Below are 17,962 nucleotides of genomic sequence, written 5' to 3'. Positions count from 1 at the left end.
TTTCCCAATTAGTAAGACCCCTTGAAGACGACGAGGTTGATAGGTTCGGGGTGGAAGCACAGCAATGTGTGGAGCTGACGAATACTAATCGGTCGAGGGCTTATCCTAAAAGAACCCCACAAAGTGAAGCAAATGCTTCGGAGTAGATTCCGAGTACTTTGCGGGGGCCCCAAAAACAACTTAAGGAATTCAAACTTTCGCATCCAGTTTTGAAGGTGCAAAAACACCGATTATATGGCGGTCGTGGCGAAGTGGTTAACGCATCGGATTGTGGCTCCGAGATTCGAGGGTTCGATTCCCTTCGATCGCCCCATTATTACCTTACAATAACCTATAATTGTTGGGGATTAGCCAAGCGGTAAGGCAACGGACTTTGACTCCGTCACTCCAAGGTTCGAATCCTTGATCCCCAGCCATTTAAGCGGAAGTGGCTCAGCGGTAGAGCATCGCCTTGCCAAGGCGAGGGTCGCGGGTTCGATTCCCGTCTTCCGCTCCATATAAGAACGCAAGATTACTTCACATACGAGGTAGTCTTTTTTATATTTGCACACAAAAAAACGCTGACGCAAGGTCAGCGCTTAGAGGCATTAATGAGTTTTATTTTGTCTCCTATAAAGGTAGTAGACGGCTATTATACCCAGGATAAGGACAAGCGAGGCCATATAGCTTCCCTCAGCGCCAAATTCTCCGCCTGACAACTGGATAGGGCCGTTGTCGGTTACTTGAAGGACAGCCGGCACAGGTTCCGTTCCGGATACTTGAAAGCCGTATACGTAGCCTTGGAAGAAGTTCCAACTCATATGAAGCCCAATCGGCCACCACAAGCCTCCGGTCAGCTCTCTTGCTATCGAGAAGAGGATACCTGCCAGACAAATATTGATGAACGGAAACGGCGTCTCGTACATATTCGGATTCATACTGTGCATAAGTGCAAAAATAATCGAACTTACAATAATCGCTGCCTTTGTTCCATAGTTATATTTGATAAGTCCCTGAATGTATCCACGTGTGAATAACTCTTCGGAAAATGCGACAAATATGTACAAAATAATGCCTTCAAACAAGGAAAGAATTAAGGTTTGGTCCCATTTCGCGGCTTCCCAGCTTACTCCGCCCGCTGCCCAAATCAGAACGGCGGAAAGGGTCATGAGAAGAATTCCTGCAAAAAAACCTTGGAGACCCCGGTCTACTCCGTGCTTCTGCTTCAATCCCAAGGGCCACTTGTGCTTGCGTTCAAACCACGCATACATGGCAAAGGCAGACCCGATAAACAGTACCGTCTGCAGGTATTGCGTCCAGCGAGCCCCTCCAACCTTCGTAACCTCATTGATATCGGCGCCTGTTGCGACAGCGTAGATGGCGTAACCGATACCCACCACAACCATAACTCCAATAGGGATTAATCCGCTTAATACAATTTTGCCTGCCACGCTAAAAAACTTTTTAATTCGAACCACCATCCATTTTCAAAGTTTTAAATACCATATTCATCCATTACTGCTACAAAATTATAGCTTTCGGATTATTTTATTGTCAATTCTTTATGTACGGAAAATTTACATTTCTTGACTAGGTCTATTGTGCTATGATGAGGGCAACTATGGATGGAAGCGTTTTAATAGATTGCTACATAAACAAAGGAGCCGACAAATGAGGAAACTCGTCATTGTCCTGTTATCCGCTATATGCCTGGTATTGCTTGGGTTTACTCTCTCTTCTTTTATTCATGTATTTCACTATAATTTGTCGGCTCCTGCCGATGTGGGCAGCACTAATAAATCCGGATATCGTCTCATCCTGATTACGCAAGAATTGGACACGCCCTTTTGGGATAAGGTGGAGAACGGAGCATCCAAAGCCGCCTCCCAATATGGAGCCGAGCTTGAAGTATGGGGCAGCTACGGGACCAATCAGGAGGATTTCCTGAAAAATATGGAGATCGCGATCGCCTCTAAGGTTGACGGCATTCTGGTACAGGGACTTAATACGGATGAGTTTAATCAACTGGCGACGGTTAAGGCAGCCGGGAACGGAATTCCGATCTTCACGATTGCTAACGACGTACCTATTGAAGACAGCTTAAGACGGACTTACATCGGTTCGGATCATTATAAGGCAGGCCAAATGATAGGCGCGCAACTGGCCGAAGATCTTGGTCATAAAGGCAAGGTTGTGCTTATGGTCTCGGATCGTCAGGAGGATTTTCAGAGCAAGCGTCTTAACGGAATTCTTAATATCTTGAAGTTCTATCCGGACATAGAACCTATTACGGTAGTAGCGGGGGACACAAGGGAGAAGGTTGTTGCCGCTACCAACGAAATTATGAATAAAGAGCCGAAAGTAGCTGCTTTCGTATCGGTCACGGCAAACAACGCAAGCGCGATGGTGCAGGAGATTGGCAAGCGTGCGCAGCTGAGCAAGTTTCATATTTACTCCTTTGACGACAGCCCGGAGATCAAGACCTTGCTGAAGGAGAAGAAGATGAGCGGCATTATCGAGCAATCCCCGGAAATGATGGGCGAGCTTGGCGTGCAGCTTATGGTGCAGTGGCTGAAGGGCGAGACCTTCCCCCTAAAATATGATGGTTATTTTACGGATATACGGCTTCTTAAGGCGGATGAACTCCAATGAATACAGTCCAAAAAAAGATATTGTCGCTGACCGCTATTGTCTTGTTTATCATGGTTGCGATCTGGTTTATCCTTACGTACTACAATCAGAAAATGCAGGATCAATATAACGATATTTTGCAGCGTTACCTGCAAATGAACGAGGTAAGCGCGTCCAGCCAGCAGCTGGTTACTTCGCTAAATAACTACATACAAACGCCAACGCCTTCGAAGCTTTCTAATGTCGAGGGGGATCGGCAGAGACTACTCAATGCTCAGTTGCATATTGCGGATTTGCGCAACAACAGCAATCATTTTACTCTAACGAATTATTTGAACCTGATCGACAGTCTGGTGGACTCTACGAATCGGTCACTCCGGCTTCTGAACGAGAAGAACAATGAAGAAGCGCTAAATGATTTTACGGAAGCCACACGGCTATCGAAGTATATATCGGAAATGACGTTAACGCTGCTCGGGACCGAGCTTCAGACGTACGACCAGTTCTACCGCGGCATGATTATGCAGTCCGTGGAGCTGAAGAAGCTTGGGGTGTGGATGCTGGCTTTGATCACATTCCTCCTCTTGCTATTTACTTATTGGTTCTCGCTCAGCATCACCCGTCCCATTCAGCGTCTTACCCAAGCTGCCCGCGAGCTGTCGCGGGGTAGATTCGATACCCATATCGAAATTTATGCTAACGACGAGATCTCCTTCCTCGCCAAAACCTTTGACCGAATGAGGATCAACATCAATAATCTGATCTCGGAGATTCAGACGAAAGCGCAGCTCGAAAGCGAGCTTCAGAAGAACAAGCTGCTCCTGCAGGAAAGTCAGCTGAGAAGCCTGCAGAGTCAGATCAATCCTCATTTCTTGTTTAACACCTTGGATACGTTATCGAAAAAAGCTTATTTGGAGGGATCGCTGGAAACAAGCGATCTGCTGACCAGTGTGGCAAGGCTGCTCCGCTACAATCTTAAGCGGCTAGACAGGCCGGTTACGCTCTATGAGGAAGTCCGCGTATTGCGCGAATATGTTTTTATCCAGAAAACAAGATTTACGGAACGGCTGCGCTTTGTGGAAGAAGTGGATGAAGAGTGCTTATATGTTCAGATTCCGGGGCTTACGATCCAGCCGATTATCGAGAATGCCGTTATTCATGCTATAGAGCCGCTTGAAGATGGCGGCACGATTACGTTCCGCGTCCGGGACGAGGGCTCCGAGATTAGGATCGAGATTGAAGACGAAGGCAGCGGCATATCGGAGGAGAAAATATCGCACATCATGGAGGATCGATTCGCCAGCCAAGAGGGCGACGGGCATTCGACGGGCATCGGCTTTGGCAATGTGATTAACCGGCTGCGACTGTATTACGGCCGGGAGGATGTCATGGCTATTCAGAGTGAGGTAGGCAAAGGAACAAAAGTGATTTTGAAGCTGCCGAAGGAAAGGGAGGCCGGTTAACGCATGTATAAGCTGTTAATTGTGGATGACGAGCAGATTGAGCGCGAAGGGTTAAAGGCCATCCTGCAGCATGGATTGCCGAACATTATCATTGAACAGGCGAAGAACGGGAATATAGCAGTACAGCTGGCGGAGGAATTTCGTCCCGACTTGATCTTAATGGACGTGAAGATGCCGGGAATCAACGGACTTGAGGCGGTAGAGCTGATAAGCGCGAATCAGCCGTCGATTAAATTCATAATGGTGACGGCTTACGATACGTTTGACTACGCGCGCAAAGCGATCAAGCTTGGCGTCAAGGACTATCTCCTCAAGCCAAGCAAAGCTTCCGAGATCGTAACAACCGTCCAGCGCGTTCTTCATCTCATTGAAGAGGAGCGGAGGACGGAAGAAACAACCGAGCTTCAGCGAACTGCTCTGCAGCGGGTAATGCCGATCATCGAGACGGATATCGTTACGCAATTATTGTTTGATCATGTTCATGAGGTGCATTTGGATGAGCTGGTAGGGCTGCTTGGCGTGCGTACGGCGAACGAGAAGTACGCGATGAACGTATTGCTGCCTCCAGGCGCTGAAAGCTGTTATATCGCTATTAAAGAAAAGGTTCGAAAAATGGGAAGCGGCTGGGTTGGCGCGATGTACGGACGGCAAATTCCACTTATTGTATTCCCGGAGGCAGACAGGTCTTACCGTTCCCAGGCTGTGGCAATGGCACGCGAATTGCTCGCCGTGGCGAAGGCGGATGGCAATGACGGCTGGTTTGTCGGAATCGGCAACGTGTATGAATCCTTGGATCAAATCAGGCAGTCCTATCAGGAGGCTTTAATGGCTTCGATCGATCCGTCGCTGCCGGTCAAATACAGGTTTTACGAGGATACCCCCGTTCTTGGCGTTACGCGGGACGGTTATCCGGTCAAGCAGCTCGAGCAGCAACTGTTCGATCGAATCCGGCTTGGGCAATGGGAGCAAGTCCGTAACGATTTGACGGATTTTGTCCGCCGTTACGAGAATGAAGGGGCAAACCTCGTGCATGCGCAGCAGCGTGTACTCGAGCTGCTCTGGATTGCTTCCCGCGTTCTGCTTGAGATGGGCGCCGAGATCGATACGCCGATGTTTTCCTTCCAGGCGCAGGATTACAGGCAGCTTAGGGCGGAGTCTGAGCTTTTGCTGGAGCGGATGAGACAGTCGTATACGGAGCATCATGAACGGATTGAGCCGGACGCGATACAACAGATCAAACAGTATATTACGGATCATTCCCACGAGGATATTTCGCTGGAAGCGATCGGGCGAATGGTTGGTTTAAGTCCTTTTTATATCAGCAAAATGTTTAAAGACCAGCTTGGCGTTAACTACATCGATTTCCTGACCGAATGCCGCATTAAGAAAGCAATCAAGCTTATGGGAGACCCCGAGCGGAGCTTGAAGGAGATTACCTATATGGTTGGCTATCATGATCCGAATTACTTCAGCAAGGTATTCAAAAAGATGTGCGAGGTCTCTCCGACGGAATACCGCAAGACGCTCCTTGGCAAATCGGCTTCGAGCTAAAAATTTGGGACGAAGGAAGAGAAGCAAATGAAACTAGGCTTCGCAAGGAGAAGATCGATTCTGTTCATTGCCGTTCTAATCGTTTGTTTCATCCTATCGGCTTGCGACAGCAATAACGGCGGGTCGACGGCTGAGAGCCTAAATAATAAACAGCCTAAGGCCACGGCAGCTCCTTCCGATCAGACAAGTAAAAGGATTAAGATCGGCTTTTCGATGGATACGCTCCTGGAGGAACGCTGGCTGAAGGACCGGGATTTATTCCGCGAGGCCTGCGAAGCGCTTGGCGCGGATGTGGAGATTATTGCGGCTAACGGGGATGACGCCAAGCAGATTTCCCAAGCGGAAGCTTTAATCAGCCAAGGGGTCGATATACTGGTTGTTGTTCCTCATAACGCGGATGCGACGGCAGCCATCGTGAAGAAGGCGCATTCGGCCGGCATTAAAGTGCTAGCGTATGACCGTCTCATAAAAAACGCCGACGTGGATTTGTACGTATCGTTTGATAACGAAGCGGTAGGGGAGCTGCAGGCCAAAGCGATTACCAAGCTTGTGCCGAAGGGTAAATTTGTTTATATCGGCGGTGCCGATACGGACAATAACGCGCACTTGTTCAAGCAAGGCGTATTTAATGTGCTTCAGCCTTATATCGACAGAGGAGATATTACGATCGTCTATGATCAATGGACGAAAGACTGGACCCCGGTGAATGCCTTGGCCAACATGAAGGATGCGCTCGAAGCGAACGCCAATAACATTGACGCGGTTATTGCGGCCAATGACGCAACGGCAGGCGGTGTCGTTCAAGCGCTTGCGGGGATAGGGCTGGCGGGCAAGCTCCCGGTGGCCGGCCAGGATGCCGAGCTTGCTGCGGCCCAGCGGATTGTGGAAGGAACGCAGACGATGACCGTGTATAAGCCGATCAAGCTGCTGGCCGACAAAGCGGCCGAGCTTGCCGTCAAGCTGGCCAAAGGCGAGGACACCGGTGCGGACCGGACCGTGAATAACGGCAAGATCGAAGTGCCTTCCGTGCTGCTGTCCCCAATCGCCGTAGACAAATCCAATATTAACCAGACGATTATTGCCGACGGATTCCATTCCCGCGAAGACGTCTATAAGAACGTTAACAAGAAGTAGGCAAATATAATGTATTTCGTGCAAGGTTAGTACGACTATTTTAAAAATCCAGCAGGTAAGATCATAAGGGGTTGTCCCAACGTCATTTCAATGACTTAAGGGATAGCTCCTTTTTTTTTGCCTGCGGACCCCGACTGTTCAAAAAAGTCTAGGCGGTTATAAAAGAGTGCTATATAACAGCGCTTTCATAGGGAATTACCCGTGCTATAGTTGGTCGTGTAAGGAACAAAGACATTATTGGAGGGGTAACGAAAATGAAAAAAGGCTTCAAATCGTTTGCGCTTTTGATGGTTGTTCTGCTGCTCACGGCGTTGGTTGCGGCTTGCGGTAAAGGCGACAGCAAAGTCAGCGTTGGGATCGTTCTTCCAACAAAAGACGAAACAAGATGGATTCAAGATGAGGAACGCTTTAAGGACGCGCTAAAAGGCTCCAAATACACAACCGAAATCTTGTTCAGCCAAGGCTCCTCCGCAAAGGAAAAAGAAAACGTAGAAACATTGATTAATAGAGGCATCAAGGTTCTCATTATCTGTCCTCAAGACGGCGACGCGGCTGCCGCAGCTGTAGAAGCAGCAAAAAAAGAAGGCATCAAAGTTATCTCTTATGACCGTCTGATTACCAATACGGACGCGGTTGACTACTACGTAACATTCGATTCCGTAGCGGTAGGTACGGCACAAGCGCAATACCTGGTTGATAATGCAAAAGGCAACGGCCAGCCATTGTACCTGTACGCAGGCGCAGCTTCGGACAACAACGCCTTCCTGTTCTTCCAAGGCGCTTGGAACGTACTTCAGCCAAAAATCGCTGACGGTACTTTCAAAATTGCGAACTCGAGTGAAGCTGAAGCACTTAAAGGTACAAAAGACCTGTCCCGTGACCAAATGAGCAAAATCATCGGCCAAGTCACAACAAACTGGGACCCCAACGAAGCGAAAAACAAAGCTCAAACTCACTTGACTGCCGCAGCTGCCGACATGAAAGGTGATGTAGCCATCCTGGCTCCAAACGATGGTACGGCACGTTCCATTGCTGATGTATTCAAAGCGGATAGCGCAATTAAGAGCTATGTAATAACCGGTCAAGATGCTGAAAAAGCTTCCATCCAATACATCATTGACGGCAAACAATCGATGACGGTATTCAAAGACGTTCGTACGCTTGTTAAAGACGCAATGGGTATGGCCGTAAATATTCTGGACGGCAACGAACCGCAAACCACGGGTTCGTATAAAAACGGCAAAATCGACGTAAAAGCAAAACAAACGAACGTTATTGTCGTGAACAAAGACAACGTGAAGAAGGAACTGATCGAGTCGGGATACTACGCTGCCGGCGATTTCACAGGCCTGTAATAATCGTAAACGAATAAAGAGCAAAACGTATGCTTACGAAGTATGAATTGCTTTGCAATTCATTTTTGGAATAGTGGTAGATTCGTCTATCACTATTCCTTGCTTATAGAGTTGTTTGCTTAAGAAAGTCCTTACGATGTAAGAATTATCGCAAAGAACGCGAAAATTCTTTTAGGAGTGCATAAATGATGAGCAAATACATTTTGGAAATGAACAATATCTCGAAGGAATTTACGGGGGTCAAAGCGCTCACGGACGTAAACTTCAAGGTGGAGAAGGGTGAGATTCATTGTCTCATCGGCGAGAACGGGGCCGGCAAATCAACGCTGATGAAGGTTCTGAGCGGTGTTTATCCCTATGGCAGCTATAAAGGCGATATTGTGTTCGAAGATGATATCCAGGCCTTTAACAAAATCAGCGACAGCGTTAAAGCCGGCATCGCCATTATCTATCAGGAGCTGGCGCTGTTCCCGGATCTTACGGTTTACGAAAATATTTTTGCGGGCAACGAGATAAAACGCGGCTCGGTGGTGGATTGGAACAGAACGATAGCCGAAGCCAAGAAAATGCTCCAACGGGTTGGACTGAATGTAAATCCCGAAATGCTGATCAAAGACCTGGGTGTCGGCAAGCAGCAGCTGGTCGAGATCGCCAAGGCATTAAGCAAAAACGTAAAGCTGCTTATTCTGGACGAACCAACGGCAGCCTTAAACGAGAATGACAGCGAGAATCTGCTCGATCTGCTGCGGGAGTTGAAGAAACAGGGCATTACCTGCATTATGATCTCCCATAAGCTCAAAGAAGTGATTTCCATTGCGGATAAAGCGACGGTGCTTCGCGATGGACGCACCATTTGTACCTTGGAAGGGTCCAAGGGTGAAATAACGGAAAATACGATTATCCGCAACATGGTTGGCCGCGAAATCGAAGATATTTATCCGAAGAGAATGAATAAATCGTTTGGCAGCACGATCCTTGAGGTGAAGAACTGGTCCGCTTACGATCCTCAGCTCGGAAGACATGTCGTCAAGAATGTGAACCTGCATGTTAAAAAAGGAGAAATCGTCGGAATAGCCGGCTTGATGGGCTCGGGACGGACGGAGTTTGCTCGCAGCATCTTCGGCAATCCAAAGTCTTATAGACTGCAAGGCGAGCTTTTGGTGAACGGTTCCGCCAAATCGCTCAAGCATCCCAAGGATGCGATCAAGGAAGGCATTGCTTACGTAACCGAGGACAGGAAAGGCGACGGGTTGTTCCTCATCCAGGATATTAAAAATAATATCTCTGCGGCTAACCTGAACGGAATCTCCCGGAAAGGCGTCATCAACGACAATAAGGAAATCCGGATTGCCAGCGATTACAAAAGCTCGTTAAACGTCAAGGCTCCTTCCATCGAACAGATCGTGGGCAATCTTAGCGGCGGCAATCAGCAGAAGGTATCGCTTGGCAAATGGCTGTTCGTCGGGCCGCAGCTGCTTATCCTCGATGAGCCGACACGCGGTATCGACGTTGGCGCGAAATTCGAGATTTATACCATTATGAACAAGCTGATTGCGGAAGGAATGAGCATTATTATGATTTCTTCCGAGCTTGGGGAAATTCTCGGCATGAGCGACCGCATTTATGTCATGGCGGAAGGCGCGATTAAAGGCGAGCTTCCGATTGAAGAGGCGAACCAAGAAAATATTATGCAATTCGCAACGCAATAGATAATGCTTACGAAGCATGAATCGCCGCGATCGGCGCATAACCGCCTTTTGTGCAGCCATTCATTTTAGGAGGATCACCCATGAACTTAGTCACTCAGGGCAAAAAGGAACATCAGACAAACATTCTTTCCGAAGGTAAAACATTGCTGAAAGTAAATATTCGCGAGTACGGCATGTACATTGCTTTGTTTGTGATCATGCTGACGTTCTCGATTCTTACGGACGGCTTGTTTATGTCTTCCCGTAACATTAGCAACCTTCTTGACGCAACGGGATATATTGCGGTGCTTGCGGTAGGCATGACGCTCGTTATCGTCATCCGCCATATCGACTTGTCGGTTGGCTTTGCTGCAGGCTTCCTGGGAGCTATTGCCGCTATTTTACTATCGCAGGCGGGTGTCCCCGTATATCTTACGATCCCGATTATCCTTATTTTCGGTATTGTTGTAGGCTTGTTTAACGGCGTGCTTGTTGCGTCGCTGGGCATTCCGTCCTTCGTAGCTTCTCTCGCCGGCATGTTGATTTTCCGCGGCGCCTTGCTTCGCGTAACCGAGAAGACCGGTACGATTATCGTTAAGGACGAGCATTTCAACGCGCTGGGTAACGGTTATATCCCGTCGTTGTTCAAGTTGGACGATCTGAATTTCTTGTCTCTGTTGCTTGGCGTGCTTGTTATTCTTCTCTTTATTTACTTTGAAATCTCCAAACGCCGGAACAAGATCAAATACCAATTCGAAGTGATTTCCAAGGGCATGTTCACCGTTAAGCTGATCTTCGTATCCGCGATTATTGCTTACATTACTTATATTATCGCAGGTTATAACGGCTTCTCCTGGACGGTTATTATCATGCTGCTCGTTGTTGTGATTTATCACTTCCTGACCACAAGCACCGTGCTTGGCCGTCATATTTATGCGGTTGGCAGCAACCCGGAAGCGGCGCATTTAAGCGGGATCAACGTGAAAAAGATTACCTACATCGTGTTCGGTTCCATGGGTCTGCTCTCTGCTTTATCCGGTATTCTCTTCACGGCACGCCTCCAGTCGGCTACGACAACAGCCGGTACGCTGTTCGAGCTTGATGCGATTGCGGCGGCTTATGTCGGCGGGGTATCTGCAGCAGGCGGCGTGGGTAAAGTCACCGGATCGATTATCGGAGCGATCGTAATGGCTTCCCTCTCAAGCGGCATGAACCTGATGGGGGTAGGCATCTCTTATCAATACATGATTCGCGGCGGCGTGCTTGCGATTGCGGTAATCTTCGATGTGATGACGCGGAGAAAAAGAAGCTAATACTCTTATTATGAAAAAGCCCAGCGGCTTATTTGGCCGCTGGGCTTTTGCGTTTTAATGACCGGAAGCCTCCGAATCATTGGACAGGCGGGTAATCTCGAAGATTTTGAACAACAGGCTCAGGATAATCGCCGTTACGGTTGCAAGCGCCATGCCCGAGAGGGAGAAGTCGCCGATTGTAATTTTCGCGCCGCTAAGGCCGGTTACGAGAACAACTGTTGTCAGGTATAAGTTGGTTGGTTTGCTGTAGTCGATTTTGGACTCGACAAGCATCCGGAGACCGGAAGCCGCGATAACGCCAAACAGCAGGAGCGATACGCCGCCCATAACCGGAGCGGGAATACCTGCGATCAGCGCCGAGAACTTGCCGAAGAACGACAGCACGATAGCGAATACGGCAGCGCCGCCGATAACGAAGGTCGAATAGACACGCGTAATTGCAAGTACGCCGATATTCTCGCCGTAAGTCGTATTAGGCGTAGAGCCAAGGAAGCCGGACAGCAGGGTCGAGATACCGTTGCCGAGCAGCGAACGGTGCAGGCCTGGATCTTTGGACAGATCTTTTTTGACAATGTTGCCGGTTACGATCAAATGGCCGATATGCTCGGCAAGAACAACCAGGGAAGCGGGAACAATCGTCAGAATGGCTGCCCATTCAAAGGTTGGCGTCGTAAACGTAGGGGCCGCAAGCCAGTTGCTTGCCGATACGTTATCGAAGTTTGTATAACCTAGGAAGTAGGAAAGCAAGTAGCCGCACACGATACCGACAAGAATCGGAATGATGCGCATGAAGCCGCGGAACAATACCGAACCAAGCACGGTGATAAGCAACGTAACGATGGAGATCGTAATGGCCGTACTGTCCGGTGTCCAAACTTGGTCAGCCGGTGCGCTTGGCGCTTTGATCCATCCGGCCATCCCCGCTGCAACCGGAATAAGCTCAAGTCCGATAACCGCTACAATGGCGCCCATCGCAGCAGGCGGGAAAATCACGTTAATCCAGCCGGTACCCGCGGCTTGGATAATAAGAGCAACAACGGTGAATACAACGCCGGCTGCAATAAAACCGCCAAGTGCTGCGGCATAGCCGTCAGAGTGGGAGGCGTGGTTCCCGATTACCGCTCCGGCCGGCGCGATAAACGCAAAGCTGGAGCCGAGATACGCGGGAATTTTACCTTTTACGATAAATAGATAAAGCAGAGTGCCGATCCCGTTCATCAGAAGACAAATTGCCGGGTCTACGCCAAGCAGGTTTGGAACGAGTACGGTTGAGCCGAACATCGCGAACAAATGCTGAATGCTCAGCATGAGGCTTTGGCCCATTGGCGGCCTTTCGTGGACGCCGATTTCTTGTGGTTTCATCTAGCTGTAACCCTCCATAACATAAAGTCAACTTTTGCGCAACTTGCTCGATTTTACATAAGTATAGTGTTGCTTGGCAAGACATTTCTTAATCCATGCGCGATATTCACATTATTCAGAGATGAAAATAACAATTATTTACAATAACTTAAACTCCCTATTAACCTTTAGAAAACATTCCCCCTTTACAATTTTAATAGAATCTACGAAATGGGAGTGGAACTAATAAATGATCAATAAAAGCAGACGCTTCTTGTCCATTTTCCTTGCTGCCGAAATCGCCGCTACAGCCTTACTGGGGACCGGTGTGGCAATGGCGGATGGCGGCGGCGCAACTCCACTGGCGGGAACTCCTTACAATGCTTCGAACGAATACAGCGTCAGTATTCCGCACGTTATTATCAATCAGGTTTACGGTGGTGGAACGGCTGCATCAACAGGGGTTTATTTTACTAACGGTTTTATAGAACTTTACAATCCAACCGATAACGATATCAATCTGTCCGGATGGTCTTTGCAATATAACGATCGCGGTACCAGCGCGACAACAGGAGCAATTACATCAGACTGGAAGAAGCTTGATTTGACCGGCACGATAAAAGCGCATTCCTCTTTCCTTATCACAGGTGCGGCAGCGAATGTGGCTGCAAACGCAGGAGATGCAAAAATCAGCCTCGCAGGAAAGGCCGATCAAGCTTGGGATACGCAATATATTAATAACAAAGGCATGAAAGTCGTTTTGATGAGCAATCAGACTCAGCTTGCGGCTTCCGACTCCAATCCGTTTAATACAAAGCCAGCCGGTTATGTAGATATGGTTGGTACAGGCAGCAACGATCCCGGCAGTGACATCGACGGATACGAAACAGCATATCCAACAGGCGCTACCGAAGGCACATCCAAGAAGAAAGCTATTCGCCGCAAGACAACTGTTGATATGGATGATAATAAATCCGATTTTCAACAAATTGATTACGAGGCATTAAATGTAGCCGGAAGAGAAACGGAACTGGCGGCTACCCTTCCTCATAACAGCGCTTTTGGACCTTGGGGAGTAACAACGCCTGAACAACCGGAAACACCTCAAGTTGATCCGGTTACTATTACAACAACGGCACTCGCAGGCGCAACTATCGGAACTGCTTATACGGCTACGGTTGCCGCAAGCGGCGGAACAGCACCTTTTACTTACAACTCTACCAATCTCCCTGCCGGTCTTACGCTTAATAGTGCAACTGGAGTGATTACCGGTACGCCAACAGCGGCTGCTAAGTCTGCCCTTATTACAGTAACGGCAACGGACAGTGCGAATCCTGCTGCAACGGGAACCAAATCGTTCTGGCTTACAGTCGGCCAGCAGCTTCGCGAGATGAGGGATACGCTGTCGGTTGAAAAGATTGGCACCTTCTCGATTGGTACCCCGAACAAAGACGGCGGCGTTGCCGAAATCGTGAAATACAATAAAGACAACAACAAGTTTTATTTGGTTAACGGCTCCGGCAATCCGCCAACCTTGGAGATTGTTAGCTTAGGCAATGCAACAGGTACGCTGACGACGGAAAAGTCCGTTTTCGTGAAGGATCTTTCTGAGACAAAAGGTTTTGTATACGGTGATTTGACGAGCGTAGATATCAATACAACAACCAAACGGATTGCTGTATCCATACAGGAGAAGGATCCGCTGAAGCCAGGTAAAATTCTTGTTCTCGATTATAACGGCAATTATATAACCGAGTATGTTTCGGGCGTACAGCCGGATATGATCAAATCGACCGAAGACGGCCGTTATATCCTTACGGCTGACGAAGCGGAGCCGCGCCTTGTCACGAAGGATGCCAAAGGCAGCATCACAATTGTTGATACTGTAACCGGTAAATCTATGCCAGCATACTTCGATGACCCTTCTGTCATTGAGGATGGCGTACATATCCGCGGCGGGCTGGATCCGGTAACGAATACGGTCAAATCGAGCGGCTCGAAAGAAGATGCGCTCTACGATCTGGAACCGGAATACATTACGCTTTCCGCTGACGGCAAGACCGCTTATGCGACGCTTCAAGAAAACAACGCCGTAGCGGTTGTTGATATTGCTGCGCATAAAGTTACTGCGGTAAAAGCGCTTGGCTTCAAAGACTATAATAATCCTGCCAACGCTTTGGATGTTCAATCCAATGGCGCTATTCAGCTGGAGACAGTACCGTTTAAAGGCATGTATATGCCGGACGGAATTGCTTCCTATACGGTGAACGGCAAGACGTATCTGTTGTCGGCTAACGAAGGAGACGCATCTGAATTCCGAGCAAACGCTAGTACGGTAGGTGCGCTTAAGGGCAGCTTGGATCCTAACTCGGAAGCGTACAAGTTCCTGAAAGATACTACAGCCTATGACGCGATTGAAGTAGCGGGCGATATGGGCAATGACAGTATCTATATGTATGGCGGCCGTTCCTTCTCGATTTGGAATGCGGACACGATGGATCAGGTGTATGACAGCGGCAATGATTTCGAGAATATCACGGCACAACGTTTACCGGATTACTTCAACGTCAGCAACAGCAAAATCGCGATGGATGACCGCAGTTTGAAGAAAGGTCCGGAGCCGGAAGACATTAAGGTTGGCCAAGTAGGCAACAGACAGCTTGCTTTTATCGGCCTGGAGCGTGTAGGCGGCTTAATGACCTATGACGTTACGGATCCGGAGCAACCTAAGTTTGCTAACTATACAAATACCCGTGTGTTTAAAGGAACTGACGGTAAAGTAAATCTAGACACGGATACCGGTCCGGAAGGCATAGAGTTTATCCCGGCATCTGTCAGCCCGACCGGACAGCCTCTGGTGCTGGTTGCTTACGAAGTAGGCGGTAAAGTAGGCATCTACCAACTTAACGTAACCAAAGTGTCCATTGCCCAGAAGTCTCTTTCTCTAACAGCGGGCGGAACAGCCGGTCAGCTGACGGCAACGGTTGTACCTGCAAACGGTTCTTCGAGCAGCTTTACGTGGTCTTCTTCGGATTCCAGCATTGCGACGGTTGATCAGAATGGCAAGGTTACGCCTGTTAAAGCAGGTACGGCTGTCATCAAAGCGACAAGTGCGGACGGCTACGGTGTGGCGGAAAGCATGGTAACTGTAGCGGCTTCACCTGTAGTATCGCCTGAACAGCCAAGCAGCGGCGGAGCGGGCACTGGTGGAGGCAATTCGACCATTATTGATAACGGATCTTCCGGAGCTAATGTAGTAACGAAGGTTGATTCCACAACCAACGGCTCGGGCAAAGCCAATGCAAATGTGACGTCCAGCCAATTTACATCGGCCCTGAAAAAACTGCAGAGCGAATTGGCATCCGGCCAGGCAGGCAGCTTGACGGTTTCGGCCGTACCGGGCAGCAAAGCAAAAGAAGCGGCAATTGTTTTCGAGAAGGGTATCTTCAGGGATGCCAAAGATGCAGCTCTGACGAATTTGACGATTGAAGCGGGTGTAGGCACGGTATCCTTTGACGCAAAAGCGATCGCATCCATTGCAGCATCTTCTAAAAACAATGATGTTACGATTACCGTCCGCCAGTCCGATGCGGCTACGGCAGGGGCAGGATTAACGGGAGCTAAGCGTACCGAATTCCTGCAAGCTGTGGGAAGCCATCCGGTGTTTGATTTTGGGGTAAAAGCAAACGGCAGCTCAATTACTACCTTTGGCGGAGGTACTGTGCATGTTCAAGTACCGTATACGCCAGCGGCAAATGAAGACCGCAACGCGATTATCATCTATTACATCTCGGATAGCGGCAAGCTTGTAACCGTACCGTCCGGTGTTTATGACCCTGCTACGGGTACGGTAAGCTTTGATGTTACTCATTTCTCCCGTTATGCGGTGGCTTATAACAAGAAGTCCTTCAAGGACACAACATCCAGCTTTGCAAAAGACGCCATTACGTATTTGTCGGCACGCAGTATTATTTCCGGAACAAGCTCGAGTCAATTCTCGCCAAAAGCGCGGATTACAAGAGTAGACTTTACCGTTCTTTTGTCCCGCATCGCAGGGGCTCAATTAAGCAGCTACAAAACAGGCAAATTCTCGGATGTCCGTACGACCGATTATTATGCTAATGCCGTGCAATGGGCAGCGGATAAAGGCATTACAAGCGGAGTAGGCGACGGCAAGTTTAATCCGAAGGCTTCTATTACCCGTGCGGAAATGGCTTCCATGCTGGTTCGCTTCGCGGGCGTAATGAACTTCGATCTTCCTGCCAGCCAGAAGGCGGTTACCTTTGCAGACGGCAGCGCTATTCAAGCAAGCGTGAAGGAAGCGGTGAAAGCCGTTCAGCAAGCAGGCATCATCAACGGCAAAACAAAATCCGGCCATTCCGGTGTTTACTTCGCGCCTCAAGACTTAGCAACACGCGAGGAAACAGCAAAAATGCTTGCCGTATTTATGCAGCTGATGAGCAAATAAGATATAACGGAAGAAGAGCTGTCTCCATTGGGGGCAGCTCTTTCTTTATCGGTATAGATGAAACAGAACGTATATTCTCTGACGCTCCGTCTCCGAATGCTGTTATATTGGATGGATGATGAAATGAGGTGGACTTTTTGAAGACGTTGTTTGCAACCGGGTACCGGGCACATGAGCTCCAGATCTTTAACCAGAAGCATAAGCATATCCCTTATATAAAAAAAGCGATCGAATCCAAGCTTATTCCTCTCATTGAAGAGGGGCTGGAATGGGTCATCACGCCGGGACAATACGGATTTGATCTTTGGGTATGCGAAGTAGCGCTTGAGCTTCAATCGGTATACCCGCAGCTGAAGCTATCGATTATTACCGCTTTTATGAATCCCGAAGAGCAATGGAACGACGAGAAAAAAGAGTACTACCGGCAGATTATAACCAAGGTTGATTATTATGGGGCGGTGAGCCACCAGCCTTATGTCGGTCCTTGGCAGTTCCAGGCGAGAGACGAGCTGTTGTTCCGCAAATCGGACGGACTGCTTCTTTTCTACGATGAAGAAGCTGCCGAGGGAAGCGCGAAGTACGTAAAAGAGAAAGCGCTGAAGAAGCATGAGGGAGACGGGTACGAGCTGATTCTTATTACGGCAGAGGACATCCAGAACGCAGCGGAAGAAGAAAGCTATGATTCGTATGTGGACGCCTATGAGAGTAATTATGAAGAGCCTATAGAGTAGCTCATGAAACCTATTTAAACTTTTTGCAAAAAAGACTTGCAATGCTGTACAAGCCTATGGTATATTCTAATTCCGGCCGAGAGAAAGAAGCGGTTGGAGCGAAAAGCACAAATAAATGGTTTGATAGATTTGAAAAAACGATTTAAAAAAGTGCTTGACACTGAAAAGAGCAACGTGATAAGATATGAAACGTTGTTGCGAAAAACAAATTGTTCTTTGAAAACTGAACAACGAGCGAAACTGCCCCGTTATTTATAACGGAAAAGCGATTTTTTAAATGAATGAGCAAGTCAAACACTTTAATGGAG

General features: G+C 48.5%; 11 protein-coding genes, 3 tRNA genes and 1 rRNA gene. 13 read left to right on the top strand and 2 right to left on the bottom strand.

What is annotated here, in order from left to right:
* From WFK81_RS30410 to WFK81_RS30395, 4 genes are all read left to right on the top strand, one after another.
* Window positions 1–108, top strand: a 23S ribosomal RNA gene (locus tag WFK81_RS30410); the annotation flags it as partial.
* A 129-nt stretch (window positions 109–237) separates the two neighbouring features.
* Window positions 238–313, top strand: a tRNA-His gene (locus WFK81_RS30405).
* Between the two features lie 28 nt (window positions 314–341).
* Window positions 342–416: transfer RNA gene (locus WFK81_RS30400), tRNA-Gln, on the top strand.
* Between the two features lie 5 nt (window positions 417–421).
* A tRNA-Gly gene (locus WFK81_RS30395) sits at window positions 422–496 on the top strand.
* A gap of 91 nt (window positions 497–587) precedes the next feature.
* Here WFK81_RS30395 and WFK81_RS30390 read toward each other — a convergent pair.
* Complete coding sequence (locus WFK81_RS30390; protein ID WP_336791087.1) at window positions 588–1,430, bottom strand: CPBP family intramembrane glutamic endopeptidase; 843 nt, start codon at window positions 1,428–1,430, stop codon at window positions 588–590.
* Window positions 1,431–1,650: 220 nt separating this feature from the next.
* Here WFK81_RS30390 and WFK81_RS30385 point away from each other — a divergent pair, with 220 nt between their 5' ends.
* From WFK81_RS30385 to WFK81_RS30355, 7 genes are all read left to right on the top strand, one after another.
* Window positions 1,651–2,631 (top strand): sugar ABC transporter substrate-binding protein, encoded by a 981-nt coding sequence (locus tag WFK81_RS30385; RefSeq protein WP_336791085.1) that lies wholly within the window; start codon window positions 1,651–1,653, stop codon window positions 2,629–2,631.
* Entirely contained in the window at window positions 2,628–4,073 is a 1,446-nt protein-coding gene (locus WFK81_RS30380) for a sensor histidine kinase (protein WP_336791083.1), read from the top strand. Before WFK81_RS30385 ends, WFK81_RS30380 begins: the two co-directional genes overlap by 4 nt.
* 3 nt (window positions 4,074–4,076) lie before the next feature.
* Window positions 4,077–5,624, top strand: a complete 1,548-nt coding sequence (locus WFK81_RS30375) for a response regulator (RefSeq protein ID WP_336791081.1) — start codon at window positions 4,077–4,079, stop codon at window positions 5,622–5,624.
* 27 nt (window positions 5,625–5,651) lie between these two features.
* Window positions 5,652–6,758 (top strand): D-xylose ABC transporter substrate-binding protein, encoded by a 1,107-nt coding sequence (gene xylF / locus WFK81_RS30370; RefSeq protein WP_336791079.1) that lies wholly within the window; start codon window positions 5,652–5,654, stop codon window positions 6,756–6,758.
* Window positions 6,759–7,012: 254 nt separating this feature from the next.
* Entirely contained in the window at window positions 7,013–8,113 is a 1,101-nt protein-coding gene (locus WFK81_RS30365; protein WP_336791077.1) for a sugar ABC transporter substrate-binding protein, read from the top strand.
* A gap of 188 nt (window positions 8,114–8,301) precedes the next feature.
* Window positions 8,302–9,822, top strand: a complete 1,521-nt coding sequence (locus WFK81_RS30360) for a sugar ABC transporter ATP-binding protein (RefSeq protein ID WP_336791075.1) — start codon at window positions 8,302–8,304, stop codon at window positions 9,820–9,822.
* 80 nt (window positions 9,823–9,902) lie between these two features.
* Window positions 9,903–11,114, top strand: a complete 1,212-nt coding sequence (locus WFK81_RS30355; RefSeq protein ID WP_336791073.1) for a sugar ABC transporter permease — start codon at window positions 9,903–9,905, stop codon at window positions 11,112–11,114.
* 54 nt (window positions 11,115–11,168) lie between these two features.
* On the opposite strand, the gene uraA is transcribed toward WFK81_RS30355, so the two are convergent.
* A complete protein-coding gene (gene uraA / locus WFK81_RS30350; protein WP_336791071.1) occupies window positions 11,169–12,476 on the bottom strand; it encodes a uracil permease in 1,308 nt (435 codons plus the stop codon).
* A gap of 229 nt (window positions 12,477–12,705) precedes the next feature.
* On the opposite strand from uraA, the gene WFK81_RS30345 reads away from it, so the two are divergent.
* The gene (locus tag WFK81_RS30345; RefSeq protein WP_336791069.1) at window positions 12,706–16,923 is read left to right on the top strand and encodes a choice-of-anchor I family protein; all 4,218 of its coding nucleotides are present in this window, start codon (window positions 12,706–12,708) and stop codon (window positions 16,921–16,923) included.
* Between the two features lie 137 nt (window positions 16,924–17,060).
* Window positions 17,061–17,654 (top strand): DUF1273 domain-containing protein, encoded by a 594-nt coding sequence (locus tag WFK81_RS30340; RefSeq protein WP_336791067.1) that lies wholly within the window; start codon window positions 17,061–17,063, stop codon window positions 17,652–17,654.
* The last annotated feature ends 308 nt before the right edge of the window (window positions 17,655–17,962 follow it).

The sequence above is a fragment of the Paenibacillus sp. MMO-177 genome (genome assembly GCF_037147795.1).
Taxonomy (GTDB): Bacteria; Bacillota; Bacilli; order Paenibacillales; family Paenibacillaceae; genus Pristimantibacillus.
The sequence above is the reverse complement of the archived record's forward strand: the minus strand, read 5'-3'. Positions and strand labels throughout refer to the sequence as shown.

Excerpts from the sequence above, each read along its gene's own strand:
- WFK81_RS30385 (WP_336791085.1), top strand. The coding sequence starts at position 1,651 with ATGAGGAAACTCGTCATTGTCCTGTTATCCGCTATATGCCTGGTATTG.
- WFK81_RS30380 (WP_336791083.1), top strand. The coding sequence starts at position 2,628 with ATGAATACAGTCCAAAAAAAGATATTGTCGCTGACCGCTATTGTCTTG.
- WFK81_RS30375 (WP_336791081.1), top strand. The coding sequence starts at position 4,077 with ATGTATAAGCTGTTAATTGTGGATGACGAGCAGATTGAGCGCGAAGGG.
- xylF (WP_336791079.1), top strand. The coding sequence starts at position 5,652 with ATGAAACTAGGCTTCGCAAGGAGAAGATCGATTCTGTTCATTGCCGTT.
- WFK81_RS30365 (WP_336791077.1), top strand. The coding sequence starts at position 7,013 with ATGAAAAAAGGCTTCAAATCGTTTGCGCTTTTGATGGTTGTTCTGCTG.
- WFK81_RS30360 (WP_336791075.1), top strand. The coding sequence starts at position 8,302 with ATGAGCAAATACATTTTGGAAATGAACAATATCTCGAAGGAATTTACG.
- WFK81_RS30355 (WP_336791073.1), top strand. The coding sequence starts at position 9,903 with ATGAACTTAGTCACTCAGGGCAAAAAGGAACATCAGACAAACATTCTT.
- uraA (WP_336791071.1), bottom strand. The coding sequence starts at position 12,476 with ATGAAACCACAAGAAATCGGCGTCCACGAAAGGCCGCCAATGGGCCAA.
- WFK81_RS30345 (WP_336791069.1), top strand. The coding sequence starts at position 12,706 with ATGATCAATAAAAGCAGACGCTTCTTGTCCATTTTCCTTGCTGCCGAA.